Annotated in this window: 9 protein-coding genes; 2 read left to right on the top strand and 7 right to left on the bottom strand. The window is 64.1% G+C overall.

Features of this window, described 5'->3' with window-relative positions; all coding sequences use genetic code 11:
• Positions 1 to 90 precede the first annotated feature (90 nt).
• From rpsA to polA, 5 genes are all read right to left on the bottom strand, one after another.
• Complete coding sequence (gene rpsA / locus Q8K99_08980) at positions 91 to 1,590, bottom strand: 30S ribosomal protein S1 (protein ID MDP2182686.1); 1,500 nt, start codon at positions 1,588 to 1,590, stop codon at positions 91 to 93.
• 210 nt (positions 1,591 to 1,800) lie between these two features.
• A complete protein-coding gene (locus Q8K99_08975) occupies positions 1,801 to 4,338 on the bottom strand; it encodes an ATPase, T2SS/T4P/T4SS family (protein ID MDP2182685.1) in 2,538 nt (845 codons plus the stop codon).
• 117 nt (positions 4,339 to 4,455) lie between these two features.
• Positions 4,456 to 6,990: a carboxypeptidase regulatory-like domain-containing protein gene (locus tag Q8K99_08970; protein MDP2182684.1), complete on the bottom strand. Its 2,535-nt coding sequence runs from the start codon at positions 6,988 to 6,990 to the stop codon at positions 4,456 to 4,458.
• A 251-nt stretch (positions 6,991 to 7,241) separates the two neighbouring features.
• A complete protein-coding gene (locus Q8K99_08965; GenBank protein MDP2182683.1) occupies positions 7,242 to 9,194 on the bottom strand; it encodes an O-antigen ligase family protein in 1,953 nt (650 codons plus the stop codon).
• A gap of 107 nt (positions 9,195 to 9,301) precedes the next feature.
• Positions 9,302 to 11,959, bottom strand: a complete 2,658-nt coding sequence (gene polA / locus Q8K99_08960) for a DNA polymerase I (protein ID MDP2182682.1) — start codon at positions 11,957 to 11,959, stop codon at positions 9,302 to 9,304.
• A gap of 76 nt (positions 11,960 to 12,035) precedes the next feature.
• On the opposite strand from polA, the gene Q8K99_08955 reads away from it, so the two are divergent.
• Positions 12,036 to 12,617, top strand: a complete 582-nt coding sequence (locus Q8K99_08955) for a class I SAM-dependent methyltransferase (protein ID MDP2182681.1) — start codon at positions 12,036 to 12,038, stop codon at positions 12,615 to 12,617.
• Here Q8K99_08955 and Q8K99_08950 read toward each other — a convergent pair.
• Positions 12,614 to 13,285, bottom strand: coding sequence for a response regulator transcription factor (locus Q8K99_08950; GenBank protein ID MDP2182680.1), 672 nt, complete (start codon positions 13,283 to 13,285; stop codon positions 12,614 to 12,616). The two genes, Q8K99_08955 and Q8K99_08950, sit on opposite strands and share 4 nt — an antisense overlap.
• A gap of 93 nt (positions 13,286 to 13,378) precedes the next feature.
• Complete coding sequence (locus Q8K99_08945) at positions 13,379 to 14,710, bottom strand: glutamine synthetase family protein (GenBank protein ID MDP2182679.1); 1,332 nt, start codon at positions 14,708 to 14,710, stop codon at positions 13,379 to 13,381.
• A 320-nt stretch (positions 14,711 to 15,030) separates the two neighbouring features.
• On the opposite strand from Q8K99_08945, the gene Q8K99_08940 reads away from it, so the two are divergent.
• Positions 15,031 to 15,386 (top strand): hypothetical protein (locus Q8K99_08940; protein ID MDP2182678.1); only part of this gene is annotated, 356 nt, incomplete at its 3' end.

The raw sequence follows: 15,386 nt of genomic DNA, 5'->3' as shown, positions 1-15,386 counted from the left end.
ACGAACCCCCCACTCGAACAAAGGGGCCGAGTCGCGCTACGCGCCACCCGGCCCCGAATCGAACTCATCCGGTCGCGAAACGACCCGGAGCTACTCTTTGTCTTCAGGCTCTTCGGCGACCTCGGGCTCTTCGGCTTCGACGACTTCTTCGGCGGCTTCCTCGGCGGCTTCTTCCGCGACCTCGGGCTCCTCGACGACTTCTTCAGCTTCGACCTCAACGGCCTCTTCAGCTTCGGCGACTGCTTCAGCTTCGGCGACTTCTGCAGCTTCGGCGACTTCTTCAGCTTCGACCTCAACGGCCTCTTCAGCTTCGGCGACTTCTTCAGCTTCGACCTCAACGGCCTCTTCAGCTTCGGCGACTTCTGCAGCTTCGACCTCAACGGCCTCTTCAGCACCTTCGACAGCCTCGGTGGCCTCAACCTCGGCCACGGCCTCCTCGGCGCCTTCTTCGGCGTCCTCGCGAGCGGGCATCTCGATCACGGTACCGAGCGCCTCACCGGCGGCGCGCATCGAAAGCGAGATGCGGCGGCGGTCGAGATCGACGTCCATAACTTTGATGTGAACGTTCTGGCCGACCGCGGTGACCTGCTCAGGAGTCTCGACGTGGCCGCGCGCCATCTCGGAGATGTGCACGAGACCCTCAACGCCATCGCCGAGTTCCACGAACGCCCCGAACGGCACGAGCTTCGTAACGGTTCCCTCGATGATCGACCCGACGGGGAACTTCTTGACGAGCTGCTTCCACGGGTCCTCGGTGGTCTGCTTGAGTCCGAGCGAGATGCGCTCGCGGTCCATGTCCACTTCGAGAACCTGGACGTTGACCTCGTCGCCGACCTTGACGACCTCGGACGGGTGATTGACGTGGCTCCATGACAGCTCGGAGATGTGCACGAGTCCGTCGATGCCGCCGAGGTCCACGAATGCACCGAAGTCCACGATGCTGGAGACAGCACCAGGGAGAATCTGGCCCTTGGCCAGCTTGCCCAGGATAGCGGCGCGCTCTTCCTTGCGACCCTCTTCCAGCACCACGCGGCGGGAGAGCACTACGTTGTTGCGATTGCGGTCCATTTCTATGACACGCGCCTCGAGCGTATCGCCGAGGAACGAAGCGAGATCCTTGACTCTGCGAAGGTCGACAAGCGATGCGGGCAGGAAGCCGCGCAGGCCGATGTCGAGGATGAGTCCGCCCTTGACGACCTCGATCACCTCGCCGGACACGTTCTCGTCGACGTTGAACTTCTCTTCGATGGTGGTCCAGGCACGCTCGTACTCCGCACGCTTCTTTGAGAGGATCAGCCGACCGTCCTTGTCCTCCTTCTGGAGAACAAGTGCCTCGACCGCGTCGCCAACGGAAACGATGTCACCGGGGTTGGCGTCCTTGCGGATGGAGAGCTCTCGGGCGGGGATGACGCCTTCGGACTTGTATCCGATATCGAGAAGTACCTCGTCGCGCTCGACCTTCACGATCGTGCCGCTGACCAAGTCGCCTTCGTCGAAGTCGGTCATCGTGCCGTCGATGAGAGCATGCATTTCCTCATCGGTATACTCGGTCTTCTCTACAACCGAGCCGTTCTCGTACTCGTCACTCATTCGGGTTGGCCCCTTTCGAACTCGGGACCCCTACCCATGTACTCGTCGCCTACAGGTCAGAATCGTCGCCAACAGGTCCGCGTCGTCGCCTACAGAGCTGCCAATACATGTTGTCGGGGCCTACATTACTGTTGGCACGCCGCAGCCAGAAGCGGCAGGGCGAGCCGAGGTGACAGTATACAGTGCGACATGCAGGAAGACCAGAACGGACTACGTGCCTTCCGGAACTCCACGCAGGCGCAAACGGACGATTCCCAGTGCACGACGTACCCGTAGCCGCACGACCGCGGGACTCGCCGGCAAACGCACGTAGTCGATTGCTCCCATCTCCAGACTCCGCACCTCGTCCGAGTCCTTCGTGCTCGCCGAATACAGAACCGCCGCAGGCACCGACTCTCCTCGGCTATAGCGCTCGAACAAGTCGAACCCGCCCATCAGGGGCATGTTCAGGTCGGACAACACAAGATCGAAGTGCCGGGCGCCGAGGACGTGCAGTGCTTCCACTCCGTTGCGCGCCACAACGACCTCATACCCCTCCCGGCTGAGCGTCGCCGCGATCAAGTCGCGCGTGTCATCCGAATCGTCCACCACGAGTAGCGTGGCTGACTCAGGCGCCTCGGCCTCACCTGGGGCTTTGCCGGCAACCTCCACGCGCCTCGCCGAATCGCCCGCTTCCGACAGTATCTGCTCGTAGACGTCGACGGGGGCCAGCATATACTCGCGCACCTTCTCAACGGCCGACTCACACAGCGAACACCCGCTGCGCTGACGAATCACCGCCCCGACATCGCTGATAGGAGCGTCGGTCCTGAGCATCCCCGCGATCGCATCCGTCATCGGCAGGATCTCGAACACGCCCACACGGCCTCGGTATCCCGACATCCCGCACTCCGGGCAACCGACAGGATGAGCGACGGACCCCGGGACGTCGTCCACGAACTCCGCGAGATGCGCTCGCTCCTGCTCGGTCGGAGGCTCGATGCGCCGACATGCGGGGCATACACGGCGGAGCAGCCGCTGTGCGACTACGCAGACCGTGCCCTCTACGATCTCGGCACGGCTGATGCCCATTTCCTCGAGGCGTGCCAGCGCCGCGACGGAGTCTGAGCCGCTCATGGTGCTCACGACGAGGCGTCGCGTGCGTGCGTAGCCGGTCACCAGGCGGGCAATACCGGAATCCCTTATCTCTCCTACGAACAGGTGGTCCGGGTTTCGCCGATTCGCCGAGGCCATAAGGGCGTCGTATGTTATCCCCGAGCGTTCGTCGATCTGCTGCTGGTTCGCGAATGCTATGCGGTATTCGATCGGGTCCTCGATCGTCATGAGAGATCTCGACGGGCCAGCAACAGCCGATAGCGCCGCGTGCGCTGTGGTCGTCTTGCCCGAACCGCCGGGACCGGCAAGGAGTACGAGTCCACGGGGACGCGCGAGGTTTCGCATGACTGTGTCCGCCTGCTCACCGGTCATACCAAGCTCCACGAGCGTCTTCGGCGGTCTGCCCACGGGGATCAGACGAGCCGACAGGCTCTCCCCAGCAGTTGCGGGGCCGGTGGTCAACGCCAGATCGTATTCATCGTCGCCGTACGCCACCTCGAGCGCCCCGTGCTGAGGCCTGCGCTTCTCGCTTATGTCCATGCCACCAAGTGCCTTCAGACGCGACACGATCATCGCCCCACGCTCCGCCGACACGCTGACCAGCGGCTTGCTCCCCCCGTCGATCCTCATCCGAATCTCCGTCCGTGGCTCGCCGGGCTCGACGATCACGTCCTCGGCCCGCAGCCGGACGGCTTGCGCGAGAATCTCATCGGCAACGAAAGTGACCGGCTTGCGCTCTGCCGCAACACCGTCGAGTACCGCACTCCCATGCTCGCGCGGGTTGATCTCGATGCGACGACGGGCATTCTCGAAGGCCGCCTCGAACACCGACAGGATCACGTCGGGTTCGGCGATCAGGAGACGATAGTCCGAAGAGGACTCCGCCCTGTCGAGCGCTTCGAGCAGGTTCCAGTCGAAGGGGTTGCTCAGCACATAGGCGTTGCCGACCAGGTGGTTGCGAATGGGGACAACCAGGTTCGACTTGCTGAACGGCGTTGGAAGAACGCCGAGGCGGACTTCCCGCGAAACGACCTGTGTGACGAGTCCCATCTCGAGGAAAGCGCTGATCGCCTCGGCAAGAGCCGCCGGCTGCACACCGAGTCGCTGGACGACAGCCTGCATGTTCGCAGGATTCATCGCGCCCAAGGTGGCCGAGGACTCCGGACCCAGCCCGATTCGTTCCGCGAGGAACTGCTTGAATTCGCCGAACGTTCCTGGCTGGATGCGCTCACTCCACGGTTCGGCCCGGCTGCCGCATACCGACTCGAACGTCCGTGCTGTGTTCAGGTGAGACGCCACGGTGTCCTTGAGTTTCTGCCTGTCCACCGGCTTGAGCAAGTAGTCCACCGCGCCCACCCCGAAGGCCCGTGCCCGCTCGTGCTCGTCAGAAACGGATGTGAGGAAGATGACCGGGATGTGGTCGATGCTCGGATCCTCCTGGAGGCGGGCACATAGCTCGACGCCCGTCATTCCCGGCATCAGGTAGTCCACGAGCACCAGATCGGGTTTGGCGGAGGCGACGACGCGTAACGCATCGTGACCGTTCTCTGCACGCACTATGCGGTACTGCTCGGCCTTCAGCGTCACCTCGATGAGGTCGAGTACGCTTGGGTCGTCGTCGACGCAGAGTACGACCGGCTGGTTCGAATCCATAGCTACCCTTCTGTCAGGACGTGACAGTCCGTGTGTCTCTGTTGATTCCCGATATGGAGGGGCTCCGGACAGATGCCCGGAGCCCCGCTTGTTTCAACCAGCTGGAGAACGCGTGGGTTACTTCAATTTGGCGGCAATCGCCTTGCGCACCGCCTCACTAATGCTCTTCGGCCCGCCAAAGACATATGAGGTCTTGATGTTGGCTTTGTGCCTGGTGAGCCAGGCTCCGGTCTCTATGGTGAGCGCGTCGCCCCTTGTGAGCAGGAGCACACCGCTCTCGCGACCGACCATGCTGCCGCCGGTCAGGGCATCGGGTAGCATTGCGGCGATACCGACTGTCTCGTCGCTCAACCAACCCTTCGCGATGGCCTTGTCGGCAATGGTGATCGCCGTCGAGTAGCGGGACGCCCCGCTCCAGCGCTCGGCGCCGAGCTTCTTCCGCACGGTCTCGTTCACCGTCTTGGCCCCGCCGCCCACGATGATCTTCCCGGGCTTGAACGCGTTGATCACGTTCTGGGTGGCGCTTGGAATGCTGTCGTACTTCACGAGCAGAATCGGATACCCGTTGCCCGACGCAATCGGGGAAAGCGCGAGCGCATCGAAGAACTTGTCCGGATTCCCTCCATTTGCCACCAGCACGGCATCCGGGACTTCCCCACCAGCCACAGCACGCATCTCCACCGCGATGGCCGCGGCGAGATCGTACCGGTCTCCCTTGGTGGCCAAACGATGCTTGACGAGTGAACCGGGTCCCATCCAATCGAGGAGCTCGGCGAATACGGAGTTCGGCACGGACGCCGGACCACCGACGAGGTGCACGGTCACCGGATAGCCGTCGTTCATGGCAACGATCTCGTCGATGGCTTCCCAGACCTCGTCCGGGATGTAGCCGCCCTGGACGAGGAAGAGAGGCGCGTCGTAGGCCCAACACAGACCCGAGGCGGCCAAGGGGTCGGCCGCCGCACGATTCTCGCCGGATGCGATTACGATGTCACTGATGCCCGACCACGAACCGTCGCCCATCGGATCGAAGCCTTCGCGGGCGATCTTGACCGCGGTGGAGTAGCGGGTGGCCGAGGAAAGTCGGGCTGCGATCAGCCGCGAGAGGGAGAAGTTCTTCGTGATCGGCGTGCCCGCATACGTGAACCCGTAAGCCTGCGCGATGTAGCCCTTGGCGCTCGCGGCTATCTTGTACTTCGTGCTGGGTTCCAGCTGGTAGAAGTCATAGAAACCCGCCGCGTCGGTCTTGACCGAGTCGATGCCCCAGTAGTCCTCGTATTCGTCGTCGTATTCGTAAAGGGTCATCTGGACACCGGCGAGAGGAAGGCCCGTAGTCGCGTTCTTGACGACGCCCTTCGCGGACGGAGTGTCCTTGGTGATCTCGAGGTCCTCGTAGAACGGCTCGACGCCGTTGTAGGGGAAGGGACTCGATGTGGCTGGAATCCATCCGCGCTTCTCGACGTAGATCTGGTAGCCCGAGCCTTCGACGGCATCTCTGTTGTAGAACTCGAACGTGCCGTCGGCATACGTCGACACCGCCTCGACGCCCCACCACTCGTCATCGCCGGCGTCGTATTCCTCGAGGATGACCGTCGCACCCTCGACCGGATCGCCGACTCCCGCCTCCGTGATGATGCCTCCGCCGGAATACTGTGCCTCGTACACCTGCATGGTGTAGGCGCCGACGTCTCCGGATTCCCACGTGAAGACCTTGATGTAGACGGTGCCGTCAGCAGGAGCCTTCCAGACACTGTAGGTGCCGAGCTCCTTGATCAGAGTGGTGCCGTCAGAGCCGTAGAGCTTGACGCCGAGGCTCCATGGCCACCACCAACCGGTGTCGGAATCCCCGACCTCGAAGGTGTACGCGGTGCCCTCAGTGACGTCGATCTTCATGTAGTCGACATCGCCCGCAGGGAAGAGGGAATGGCTCTGCGGCCTGGCACCGAGGGTAATCGTCTTCGCCATCGCTGGCGTGTTGTCGACCTCATAGCTGTCGGCTGTCAACGGGTCGAGGGGGACGAGCGAAAAGTCCCGATCTATCTTGTCGATTCCGTTGTACGCCAGAACCGGTGAGTCGGCACCCCAGTAGCCCCATGCCGATGCCTCAACGTAGTAGTCTCCCGCGTCGAGTTCATAGAAGGAGTAGTGGCCTGCGGCGTCACTGTCCGCCCAGTCCCATTCCTCGAAGTCCACACCGTTGTCGAAGTACAACAACAGGTCGGCGCCTTCTATGGGGGCGCTTGTGTCATCGTCGGTCACGCTGCCTGAGATCGACTCCTCCCAAGGCGTGAGCGAGAAGTTGTGCGTGACGAGCGTCCCCGAGTATGTGAACGGCGCAGACTCGTATTCATCGTATCCCCACTCGTTCACGAAGACCGCGTACTTCTTGCCGCTCTCAAGAGATGAGAACGAGTAGTAGCCACTCGCGTTCGTGGTCGTGTAGTCCCACTCCTCGTAGTGATTGGAGGCGTCGATGTAGTAGAGCCCGACCTCCATGCCGGCGATCACGGCGGAGGTATCGGCATTCCTCACCGTCCCGGCAGCCCCCACGACCGCCGCGGCCTGTGAAGGACACACGAGTGGAATGCACATTAGAATCGCGAGTACCGCGATCCACATCCCGGTGGACTTGAGTCGCAAGGTTGTCGGCATGGATCCCCACCTCTCTGGCCGCCGTGAAGCGACCGCTTGCGTCCGCCATAGCGGACGGATACCCCTACAGGAGCGTGAACGAATACATCGGTGGATGTGCCTTCAGGACGCCCCAAACAGCCCCGGCCAACCATCTGCGTCGACGAATGCGCTCACCAGCGATTCTGCGTGATACGCGTTGCTGGTGCAATGCCGGATGCCAGCAAATCCAGCAAGAAGGCCCGGCATCTTCGGGGCAGGCGTGATCTCGCTCAGTCCAGAGCGCTCGAGGCCTTCAGGCGAGCGGCCTGTCCCTCGGCTTCCTCGGCCTGGGACAGCAGGCCCGTCTCGCGGTACGTCCGGCCGAGGTCAGCCCAAGCCGGCGCATACAGGGGCGACAGTTCCACGGCGTGCTCGAGCGTGGTGCGCGCCTCTCCAAAGTCGCGTCGCACCAGGGCTGCACGTCCAACTCCAGCCAAAGGGATGCCGCTGTTGGGGTCGATTTCCGCCGCGCGTGCAAACTGCTCGCCCGCCTCGGCTGCGAGAGTCGCGTCGTGCCTTTCGATCGCCACGGCCAGCATGAGGCGAGCCCTTTCGGTCATGAGGACCGGGTTGTCCGGCACGAGTTCGAGAGCTGCGTCGTACGCGATCATACCGTCGTCGGCTGCCTCCGGGACCCGGCCTTTGCTCACCAAAGTACCGGCAGCTCTGCCCTCAGCCCGGAAGAATGCGCTCTCCCAGGGAGCGACCCGTTGGGCGAACTCGGTGGCCTTGCGTATTTCGCTCCAGGGAGCCTCCGCCGCGACCAATGCCCTCGCGCGACCGGCGCTGGAGTCCGCCGCAACCACCGCGACCACTGCGGAGCCGCTCGCTGCAAACAGCAGAGCTAGCGCGAGCGAGGCAACCGCCAACGCGCGAATCGGAGCCCGCGCCGCCGCAGTCCCGCCTCCCGCCTGCGAAGCAACAGCCAATCCGAGGAGAACCGCGAACAGCGGGGCCGTATCCAGAGTCGCATAGTGGAACTGGAGCGCTACGAAACCTCCGGCGAGCGCCGATGCAACCTGCGCGACCTCCTCGGCAGGGAGCGACCCGGCACTCGGCGACCGCAAAGAGCACCTCACCAGCACCACCGAAGCGACGCCGATAGCCGCAATCATCGCGAGAAACCCGGTCACTCCGTATGAGACTGAGGTATCGAGCATCAGGTTGTGAGCCGACTCAGTCGGCACGTAGCCGAGCCGCCCATCGTCCTGACCAGGTTCTTTGTACGCCGGATACGCAAGGCGGAACGAATCGGGCCCGAACCCAAGCACCGGGCGGTCCGCCGTCATGCGCACGGCCGAACGCCACGTCGACAGCCGCCAGACAGCAGTCGACGAGCTCGCGTCAAACGACGATCCAACGCGAGCAATGACACCCGGAGTCGCCGCGGCCGCTACTGCCAGCGCGACCACACCCGTCGCGGCCAGCAACATCCACTGCTTGCGGACCACGCCCGCCAAGGAGCGTTCCCTCGACCGCAGGCCAGGCAGAACTAGCCCGACGCCGACCACGACAGCCACAAGTGCGCCCGCCCACGCGCCACGCGACTGCGTCCACACGAGTGCGACCAACCCACCCGCCCACGCGCAGAAGGCCAGAGCGCGCCACACCTTTGCACGCTCCCCAAGCGCCGAGCCAACCGCAAGCGGGATCATTGTCGCGAGCAGAACACCCAGGTTCGACGCGTTGCCCACGGTCGATATCGTGCGAATCGCCCCGGGAAGCTTGAGACTCGCAGGTGGAAGACCCAACCTCTCACCGACCGCGACCACCACGACCCATGCTACGAGCAGCGACGTCGTCCTCCAAAGCCACGCGACATCACCTCGTCGCCGCAAGACGGCGGCTCCTGCGCCTAGAACAGTACAGCCGAGGATGAGGAGCAGCCCCCGGTAGTCGGGATAGCCGCCGGTGGTCGCGGCAAGAGCACGGCCAGAGGAAGCCGTCGAGAAGACCGCGATGGCCACGAACGCGGCGATCGCCCACGATAGCGACGAGGAGCGCACGATCGTCCAGATGTCCCCGCGAAGTTCCCCGTCCAGAAGGAACGCCAGCGCGACGATCGCGCAGCTCCATGCGAAGACGGCCGCCTTGGGGGGGCCGAATGCGTTGCCCCCCAGAAGAAGGAAGGTCGCGGGGGTCACGAATGCGCCACCCAGCACGCCTGCCCGCAGAAGTCGCATGCCCGGCGTTCTCGAATCCCTCGCTGAGGGCTGTCTCACACTGGTGTCTGTCGCTTGGTGCTTGCGCTTCCCTCCCGGCACGCGTCTCCCGCCCATCGTCCGCGCTGCTACTTCGCCATCGCCCAGTTGGAACCGCTCGAGACACTCACCTCAAGGGGCACCGCGAGCTCGACGACCCCGCTCATCGCCTCGCGAGCCAGTTCCGACAACCCCTTGAGCTCGCCAGGCGGGGCTTCGAACACGAGCTCATCGTGGACTTGAAGCACCATACGCGATTCGAGCGCCTCCTCGCGAAGCCGACGGTCGACCTCGATCATCGCAAGCTTCATGATGTCGGCGGCAGTCCCCTGCATCGGATGGTTCATCGCAGTGCGCTCGCCGAACGAGCGCAGGTTGTAGTTGCCGCTCTTGAGTTCTGGGATGCGCCGCTTGCGCCCGAACATCGTGATGGCGTACCCGTCGCGATGCGCCTCGGCAACAGTGCGATCCAAGAACTCCCGCACACCGGGGTAGGCAGCGTAGTACCGGTCGATCATGGTTTGCGCCTCTGCGCGGCCGATCTTGAGCGAGCCGGCCAGCCCGTGTGCGCTTTGGCCGTACACGATGCCGAAATTGACCGCCTTGGCCCGCGCACGCAGCCCAGTCGGGACCTCATCGACCGGCACGCCGAAGACGCGCGCTGCCGTGGCGGCGTGAAAGTCCGCTCCGCTCGTGAACGCCTCGATCAACCCCGCGTCCCCCGACAGGTGCGCGAGGATGCGAAGCTCGATCTGCGAGTAGTCGGCACCCACTATGAGGTCGCCCGCGCGGGCGGGCACGAACGCCGCACGGATGCGGCGCCCGAACTCGGTGCGCACCGGGATGTTCTGCAGGTTCGGGTTGCTCGAAGACAGCCGACCTGTGGCCGCGACCGTCTGATTGAACGTCGTGTGCAGCCGCCCGTCCTCGGCAATCAGAGTGGGCAGCGCGTCGATGTAGGTGGACTTGAGTTTGGCGAGCTCCCGGTACTCGACTATCTTGCCGGCGATCGGGAAATCGGCCGCAAGCGTCGTGAGAACGGAGGCGTCGGTCGAGAAGCCGGTTTTGGTGCGCTTGCCCGACGGCAGACCGAGCTTGTCGAACAGCACCTCGGCGAGCTGCTTGGGCGAGTCAATGTTGAAGTCGGCGTCCGCCAGCTCGTGGACCTCGGTCACCAGCGCGGTGATGCGTCCCGCTGTCTCCTTGGCGAGCTCGGCCAGCACGCTCGTGTCGAGCCCGACGCCCACGCGCTCCATCCGCGCGAGTACGGGCACGAGCGGCATCTCGATGTCGCGAAAGCACTCCAGCGAGCCGTCCTCTTCGAGCCTGCCAAGGAGAACCGGCGCGAGCTGCTCGGCGGCGCGGGCATCCAGGGCGACCGCCGGGCGCTCGTCGGTCGCAGCCGGGAGCGGTTCGTCCAGATAGTCGGCGGCAAGCGCCGCGATTCCGTAGGAGGAACGGTTCGACTCCAGCAGGTACGCTGCGATGCCGCAATCCAGCAACCGAGCCGGGTCGGCAGCGTCGAAGGACATGTCGCAACGCGCATCGCCCACCGGCGGACACAGCTCATGTAGCAGCGCCTTCACGTCGCCTGCGGCCACCTTGGGGGCGGCGAGCACGCGTGCCCACGCATCCTGTGAGCGGTCGCCCTCTACGAGCGCAACCCGGTCGCCGCGCGCCACCGCGAGGTCGCGCCTCGTCGCGAAGAGCGACTCTCCTGTCCCGTCGTCGAGCGCCACGCCTATCCACTCATCCGTTCGCGTCCAGTCAGCCAGCGCGCCCACCGCGGCAGCGCCATCGATCGTCGTCCACTCCGCTGACTGCCCGGAAGCGACCGGCGGCGCGGAGACCCGCGAGTCCCCGCCGGATGCCACGCTCACCGTCGCCAGTACGCGGTCGAGAAGCGTCGTGAAACGCAGCACCCCGAACGCGGCCGCGACCTCAGCCGGGTCGAAGCCGCCCCACACCACGTCGTCCAGATCGATGTCGACCGGCACGTCGCGGCGAATCGTCGCCACGGTGCGGCTGACGCGCGCGTCCTCGGCGTGTTCGCGGAGGTTCTCACCGAGCTTGCCCTTGATGCTGGCGGCATTCTCGAGCACCGCGTCGAGCGAACCCCACTCCGCGAGTAGCTTCGCAGCGGTCTTCTCGCCCACTCCTGCCACACCCGGGATGTTGTCAGAGGTGTCTCCTTTGAGGCCCAGGTAGTCGACGATCTGGTCGGGCCGCACGCCGAACCGCTCGAAGACAGCATCGGCGTCGTAGAGCTTGATGTCGGACACGCCGCGCTGGGTTGACACGACCGTGACGTTGTCGTCCACGAGCTGCAGTGCGTCGCGGTCGCCGGTCACAAGAAGCACGCCGATGCCTGCCTCAGTCGCGAGCCGCGCGATGGTACCGAGCAGGTCGTCGGCCTCCCACCCCTCGAGCTCGAGCTGCGTGACGGCCAGAGCGTCCATCAACGCCTTTGCCATGGGAAACTGGTCGCGCAGCTCGGGAGCGGTCGGTGGACGATGCGCTTTGTACTGCGCGAGAACGTCGCTTCGAAACGCCGGTCGCCCCTTGTCCCACGCCACGATGACGCCATCCGGCGCCATATCCCCAACAAGCTTCACGAGCATGGACACGAACCCGAACGCCGCGTTCGTGGGACGGCCATCGGGCGCTGTCATCGTAGGTGGGAGCGCGTGGAAGGCGCGGTGCAACAGGCTGTTGCCGTCCAGCACGGCAACCGTGCGTTTACTCATGCGCGCCCCTTCGGAATACTCTCGGAAAGGCCGCCTTCCGACGGCCTCACGATTGTACCCGAGCGGAGTGACACCGATGGGCTTCTTCAACTGGGCGGCGCCGGCCTTCAACCGGCTGGCCGACCGGTGGTCGCCCGATGACGTCGACACCATCGCCGAGTGGCTCCGTCCCTTCGTCCCACGCGGTGGACGGCTGATCGACATCGGCGGCGGCACCGGCGCGCTCGCCGCCAAGCTCTCGCACACGCTCGATGCCGAGGTCATCGTGCTCGACCCCACGCCTGAGATGATCCGCTACGTGCCGACCGAGCCGCTCGTCCACGCCGTGCTCGGATCTGCCGAGGACATGCCGCTCGATGACGCCTTCGCCGACGCAGTCATCGTCTCGGACGCCTTCCACCACTTCCACGACCAGGAGGGTGCTGCCCGGGAGTTCTCGCGCGTGGTGCGCCCGGGCGGTGGGGTCGTCGTGCTCGAACTCGACCCGTCCGGGCTGGTCATGCGGATCATCGTCGCCGTCGAGAAGCTCCTCGGCGAGCCGGGGGCGTTCTTCACTCCCGAGGGCATGTGCGCCTTCATGGCCGAGGCAGGCATCGACGGCGAATGCACGCGCGAGCGCGGCGCAAGCTACCGATTTGTGGGCAGGGTCTTGGGCTAGCTGTTCCAGAGGTAGCCGACGTTGCGCACCGTCTCAAGACGCTTGCTGAGTTCGGGGCCGATCTTTGAGCGGATTCGGCGGACATGCACGTCGACCGTTCGTGAGCCTCCGTAGTAGTCCGAGTCCCACACGCGGCGAAGTAACACCTCGCGGCTATATGCGCGATTCGGGTGGGTCACGAGGAACGCGAAGAGCGCGTACTCGAGGTACGCGAAGTCGATCGGCTCGCCGTCGAAGTACGCCTGGTAGGTGGCGAGGTTCAGGGTCAGCCGGTCGACCCGCACGAGTTCCTGAGCGACGGCCTCCTCACCCGGCCAGAGCAGGCCTCTCATGCGCGCAGCAAGCTCCTCTGACGAGGCACCACGCACGATGAAGTCGGTAGCCACATGCGACGGAAGTCGCAAGGCGGACAGAGCCTCGGATTCGATCGCAACCAGCAGGCGAGTGCTAGCGCCCGACGTCATGGCCCGCTCTACGATCTGCACAAGCGGTTGGGGGTCCCTGGAGCCGTCGATCACTGCGGCATCGATTTCGCGGGCGTCCAGAAGCGCCGCAACCTCGGCGAGCGGAGACTCGACCACCGCAACATCGAGTCCGTCGATCGCGCTCGCGAACCAGGCGCGTGTGTGGACATCGTCGGATGCTATGAGCACTTGCTTCATGTGCATGATGATAGCGCTCCTTGGCTGCCTGAAAGCGCAAGCGCCGGACGGTTTCCCGTCCGGCGTCGTTGCCGTCTGTCTAGTCGAACCCCAAGCGAGCTAGATGGTGCTCAGATACCTGTCGAGTTCCCACTGCGAGACGTTCTTGATGTAGTCCGCCCACTCGGCCTTCTTGTTCTGGGCATAGAACGTATGGATATGCTCGCCGAGGATCTCCTTCATGGTCTCGGAGCCTTCGAAAAGCTCGATCGCCTCTCCGAGGTTCTTCGGCAGCGTCTTGATGCCTGCTTCCTCGAGCTCGTGCGCTGACATCTCGAAGATATCGTTGGTCGCCTCGGGCATGAGTTCCAGCTTCTCCTCGATACCCTTCAGACCGGCGCCCAGCATGACGGCAAAGGCCGTATACGGGTTGCACGAGGGGTCCGGCGAGCGGAGTTCGATGCGGGTCGCGGCCTCCTTGCCGGGCTTGTAGAGTGGCACCCGAACCATCGCGGAACGGTTCGCCTGCGCCCACGACACGTACGTCGGAGCCTCGTAGCCCGGAACAAGACGCTTGTAGGAGTTCACGAGCGGGTTTGTGACCGCGCAGAACTCGGGGGCGTACTTGAGCAGGCCGGCGATGTAGTGACGGCATATGTCGCTCAGGTGACCCGGCTTGCTGGCGTCGTAGAAAGCGTTCCCGTCCTTGGTGAACAGCGACTGATGCGTGTGCATGCCGGAGCCATTCATGCCTGCGATCGGCTTGGGCATGAAGGTCGCATAGACGCCGTTGGCGTACGCGATCTCCTTCACGACGAGACGATACGTCATGACCGCATCCGCCATCGTGAGCGCGTCTTGGTAGCGCAGGTCTATCTCGTGCTGCGACGGTGCGACCTCGTGATGCGAGTACTCGACCGGGATGCCCATCTTCTCAAGCGTGAGCACGGTCTCGCGACGCAGGTCACTCGCGATGTCGAGCGGAGTCAGGTCGAAATAGCCGCCATTGTCGAGGGTCTCGGTGCCCTTGTCATCGGCGAAGTAGAAGAACTCGAGTTCGGGACCGACGTACATCGTGTAGCCCATGTCGGCGGCCTTGGCCAGAACGCGCTTCAGCGCATACCGGGGGTCACCGTCGAACGGCTCACCGTTGGGCGTGGTGATGTCAGCGAAGAGGCGTGCAACTCCCTGCTTCTCGGGACGCCACGGGATGACCTGGAACGTGCTGGCATCCGGATACGCAACCATGTCGGACTCCTGGATGCGGGTGAAGCCGTCGATCGACGAGCCGTCGAAGCCCATGCCTTCCTCGAAAGCTCCCTCGAGCTCCGAGTCGGTCACGGCGAACGACTTCAGCACGCCGAGGACGTCGGTGAACCAGAAGCGGATGAACTTGATGTCCCGCTCCTCCACTGACTTCAGCACGAAGTCCTTGTCGAACGTAGGTGCCATCTGTATTGCCTCCTCGATCCGGACGCGATTACTGTCTGCGTGTCTGAATGAACGTTTGGGTGACAACCCTTCGCTCACAAGACTAGGCGTCGAATGTTTCGGCTGTGTTTCGAGTTGGAGCGGTTTGCGACATTCCGTGCGCCACCAGGAGGGCGATCTGCAGAGACTCCAGGACATGACCCGTGTGTTTCAAGATGGCAGAACGTGGATAACCACCAATGGGGGATACCGATATCCGAAACCCAACCGAGAATAGCCCTGACCGACCTGGCGGTCTCGAGGAGATTCTCCGAATCTGGCGGGCAAGAGATTGGACACATATGGGGGCCGAGGCTGAGTCGGCGGTGAATGGCGGCCGCAGACGCAAATGGGCGGGTGTCGCGGCGATTCTCGCGGCGTGTATCAGCGTCTCCGTCATAGCTGGCTGGGCTCTCGGTCTCCCGTGGCTGAAAGCGGTCATCCCCAACGCGACACCCATGAAGCCCATCACGGCGCTGGGATTCATTGTTGCGAGCATTGCACTTGGCGTGCACGTGCTCCCACGACCGTCACGGTTCACGTCGCTCACCGCCACGGTCTGCGCGTCGATCGTGGTCGCAATCGGCGCCATGACGATTGTTGAGTACTCTCTGGATACCGAGTTCGGAATCTGCCCGGCCCTCGTCAGACTGCTCAC

It is taken from the genome of Actinomycetota bacterium, from assembly GCA_030682655.1.
Taxonomy (GTDB): Bacteria; Actinomycetota; Coriobacteriia; order Anaerosomatales; family JAUXNU01; genus JAUXNU01.
This window is presented reverse-complemented; position numbering and strand designations above follow the sequence as displayed.

Coding starts and splice junctions, on each gene's coding strand:
- rpsA (MDP2182686.1), bottom strand. CDS start 1,590: ATGAGTGACGAGTACGAGAACGGCTCGGTTGTAGAGAAGACCGAGTAT.
- Q8K99_08975 (MDP2182685.1), bottom strand. CDS start 4,338: ATGGATTCGAACCAGCCGGTCGTACTCTGCGTCGACGACGACCCAAGC.
- Q8K99_08970 (MDP2182684.1), bottom strand. CDS start 6,990: ATGCCGACAACCTTGCGACTCAAGTCCACCGGGATGTGGATCGCGGTA.
- Q8K99_08965 (MDP2182683.1), bottom strand. CDS start 9,194: ATGCGACTTCTGCGGGCAGGCGTGCTGGGTGGCGCATTCGTGACCCCC.
- polA (MDP2182682.1), bottom strand. CDS start 11,959: ATGAGTAAACGCACGGTTGCCGTGCTGGACGGCAACAGCCTGTTGCAC.
- Q8K99_08955 (MDP2182681.1), top strand. CDS start 12,036: ATGGGCTTCTTCAACTGGGCGGCGCCGGCCTTCAACCGGCTGGCCGAC.
- Q8K99_08950 (MDP2182680.1), bottom strand. CDS start 13,285: ATGCACATGAAGCAAGTGCTCATAGCATCCGACGATGTCCACACACGC.
- Q8K99_08945 (MDP2182679.1), bottom strand. CDS start 14,710: ATGGCACCTACGTTCGACAAGGACTTCGTGCTGAAGTCAGTGGAGGAG.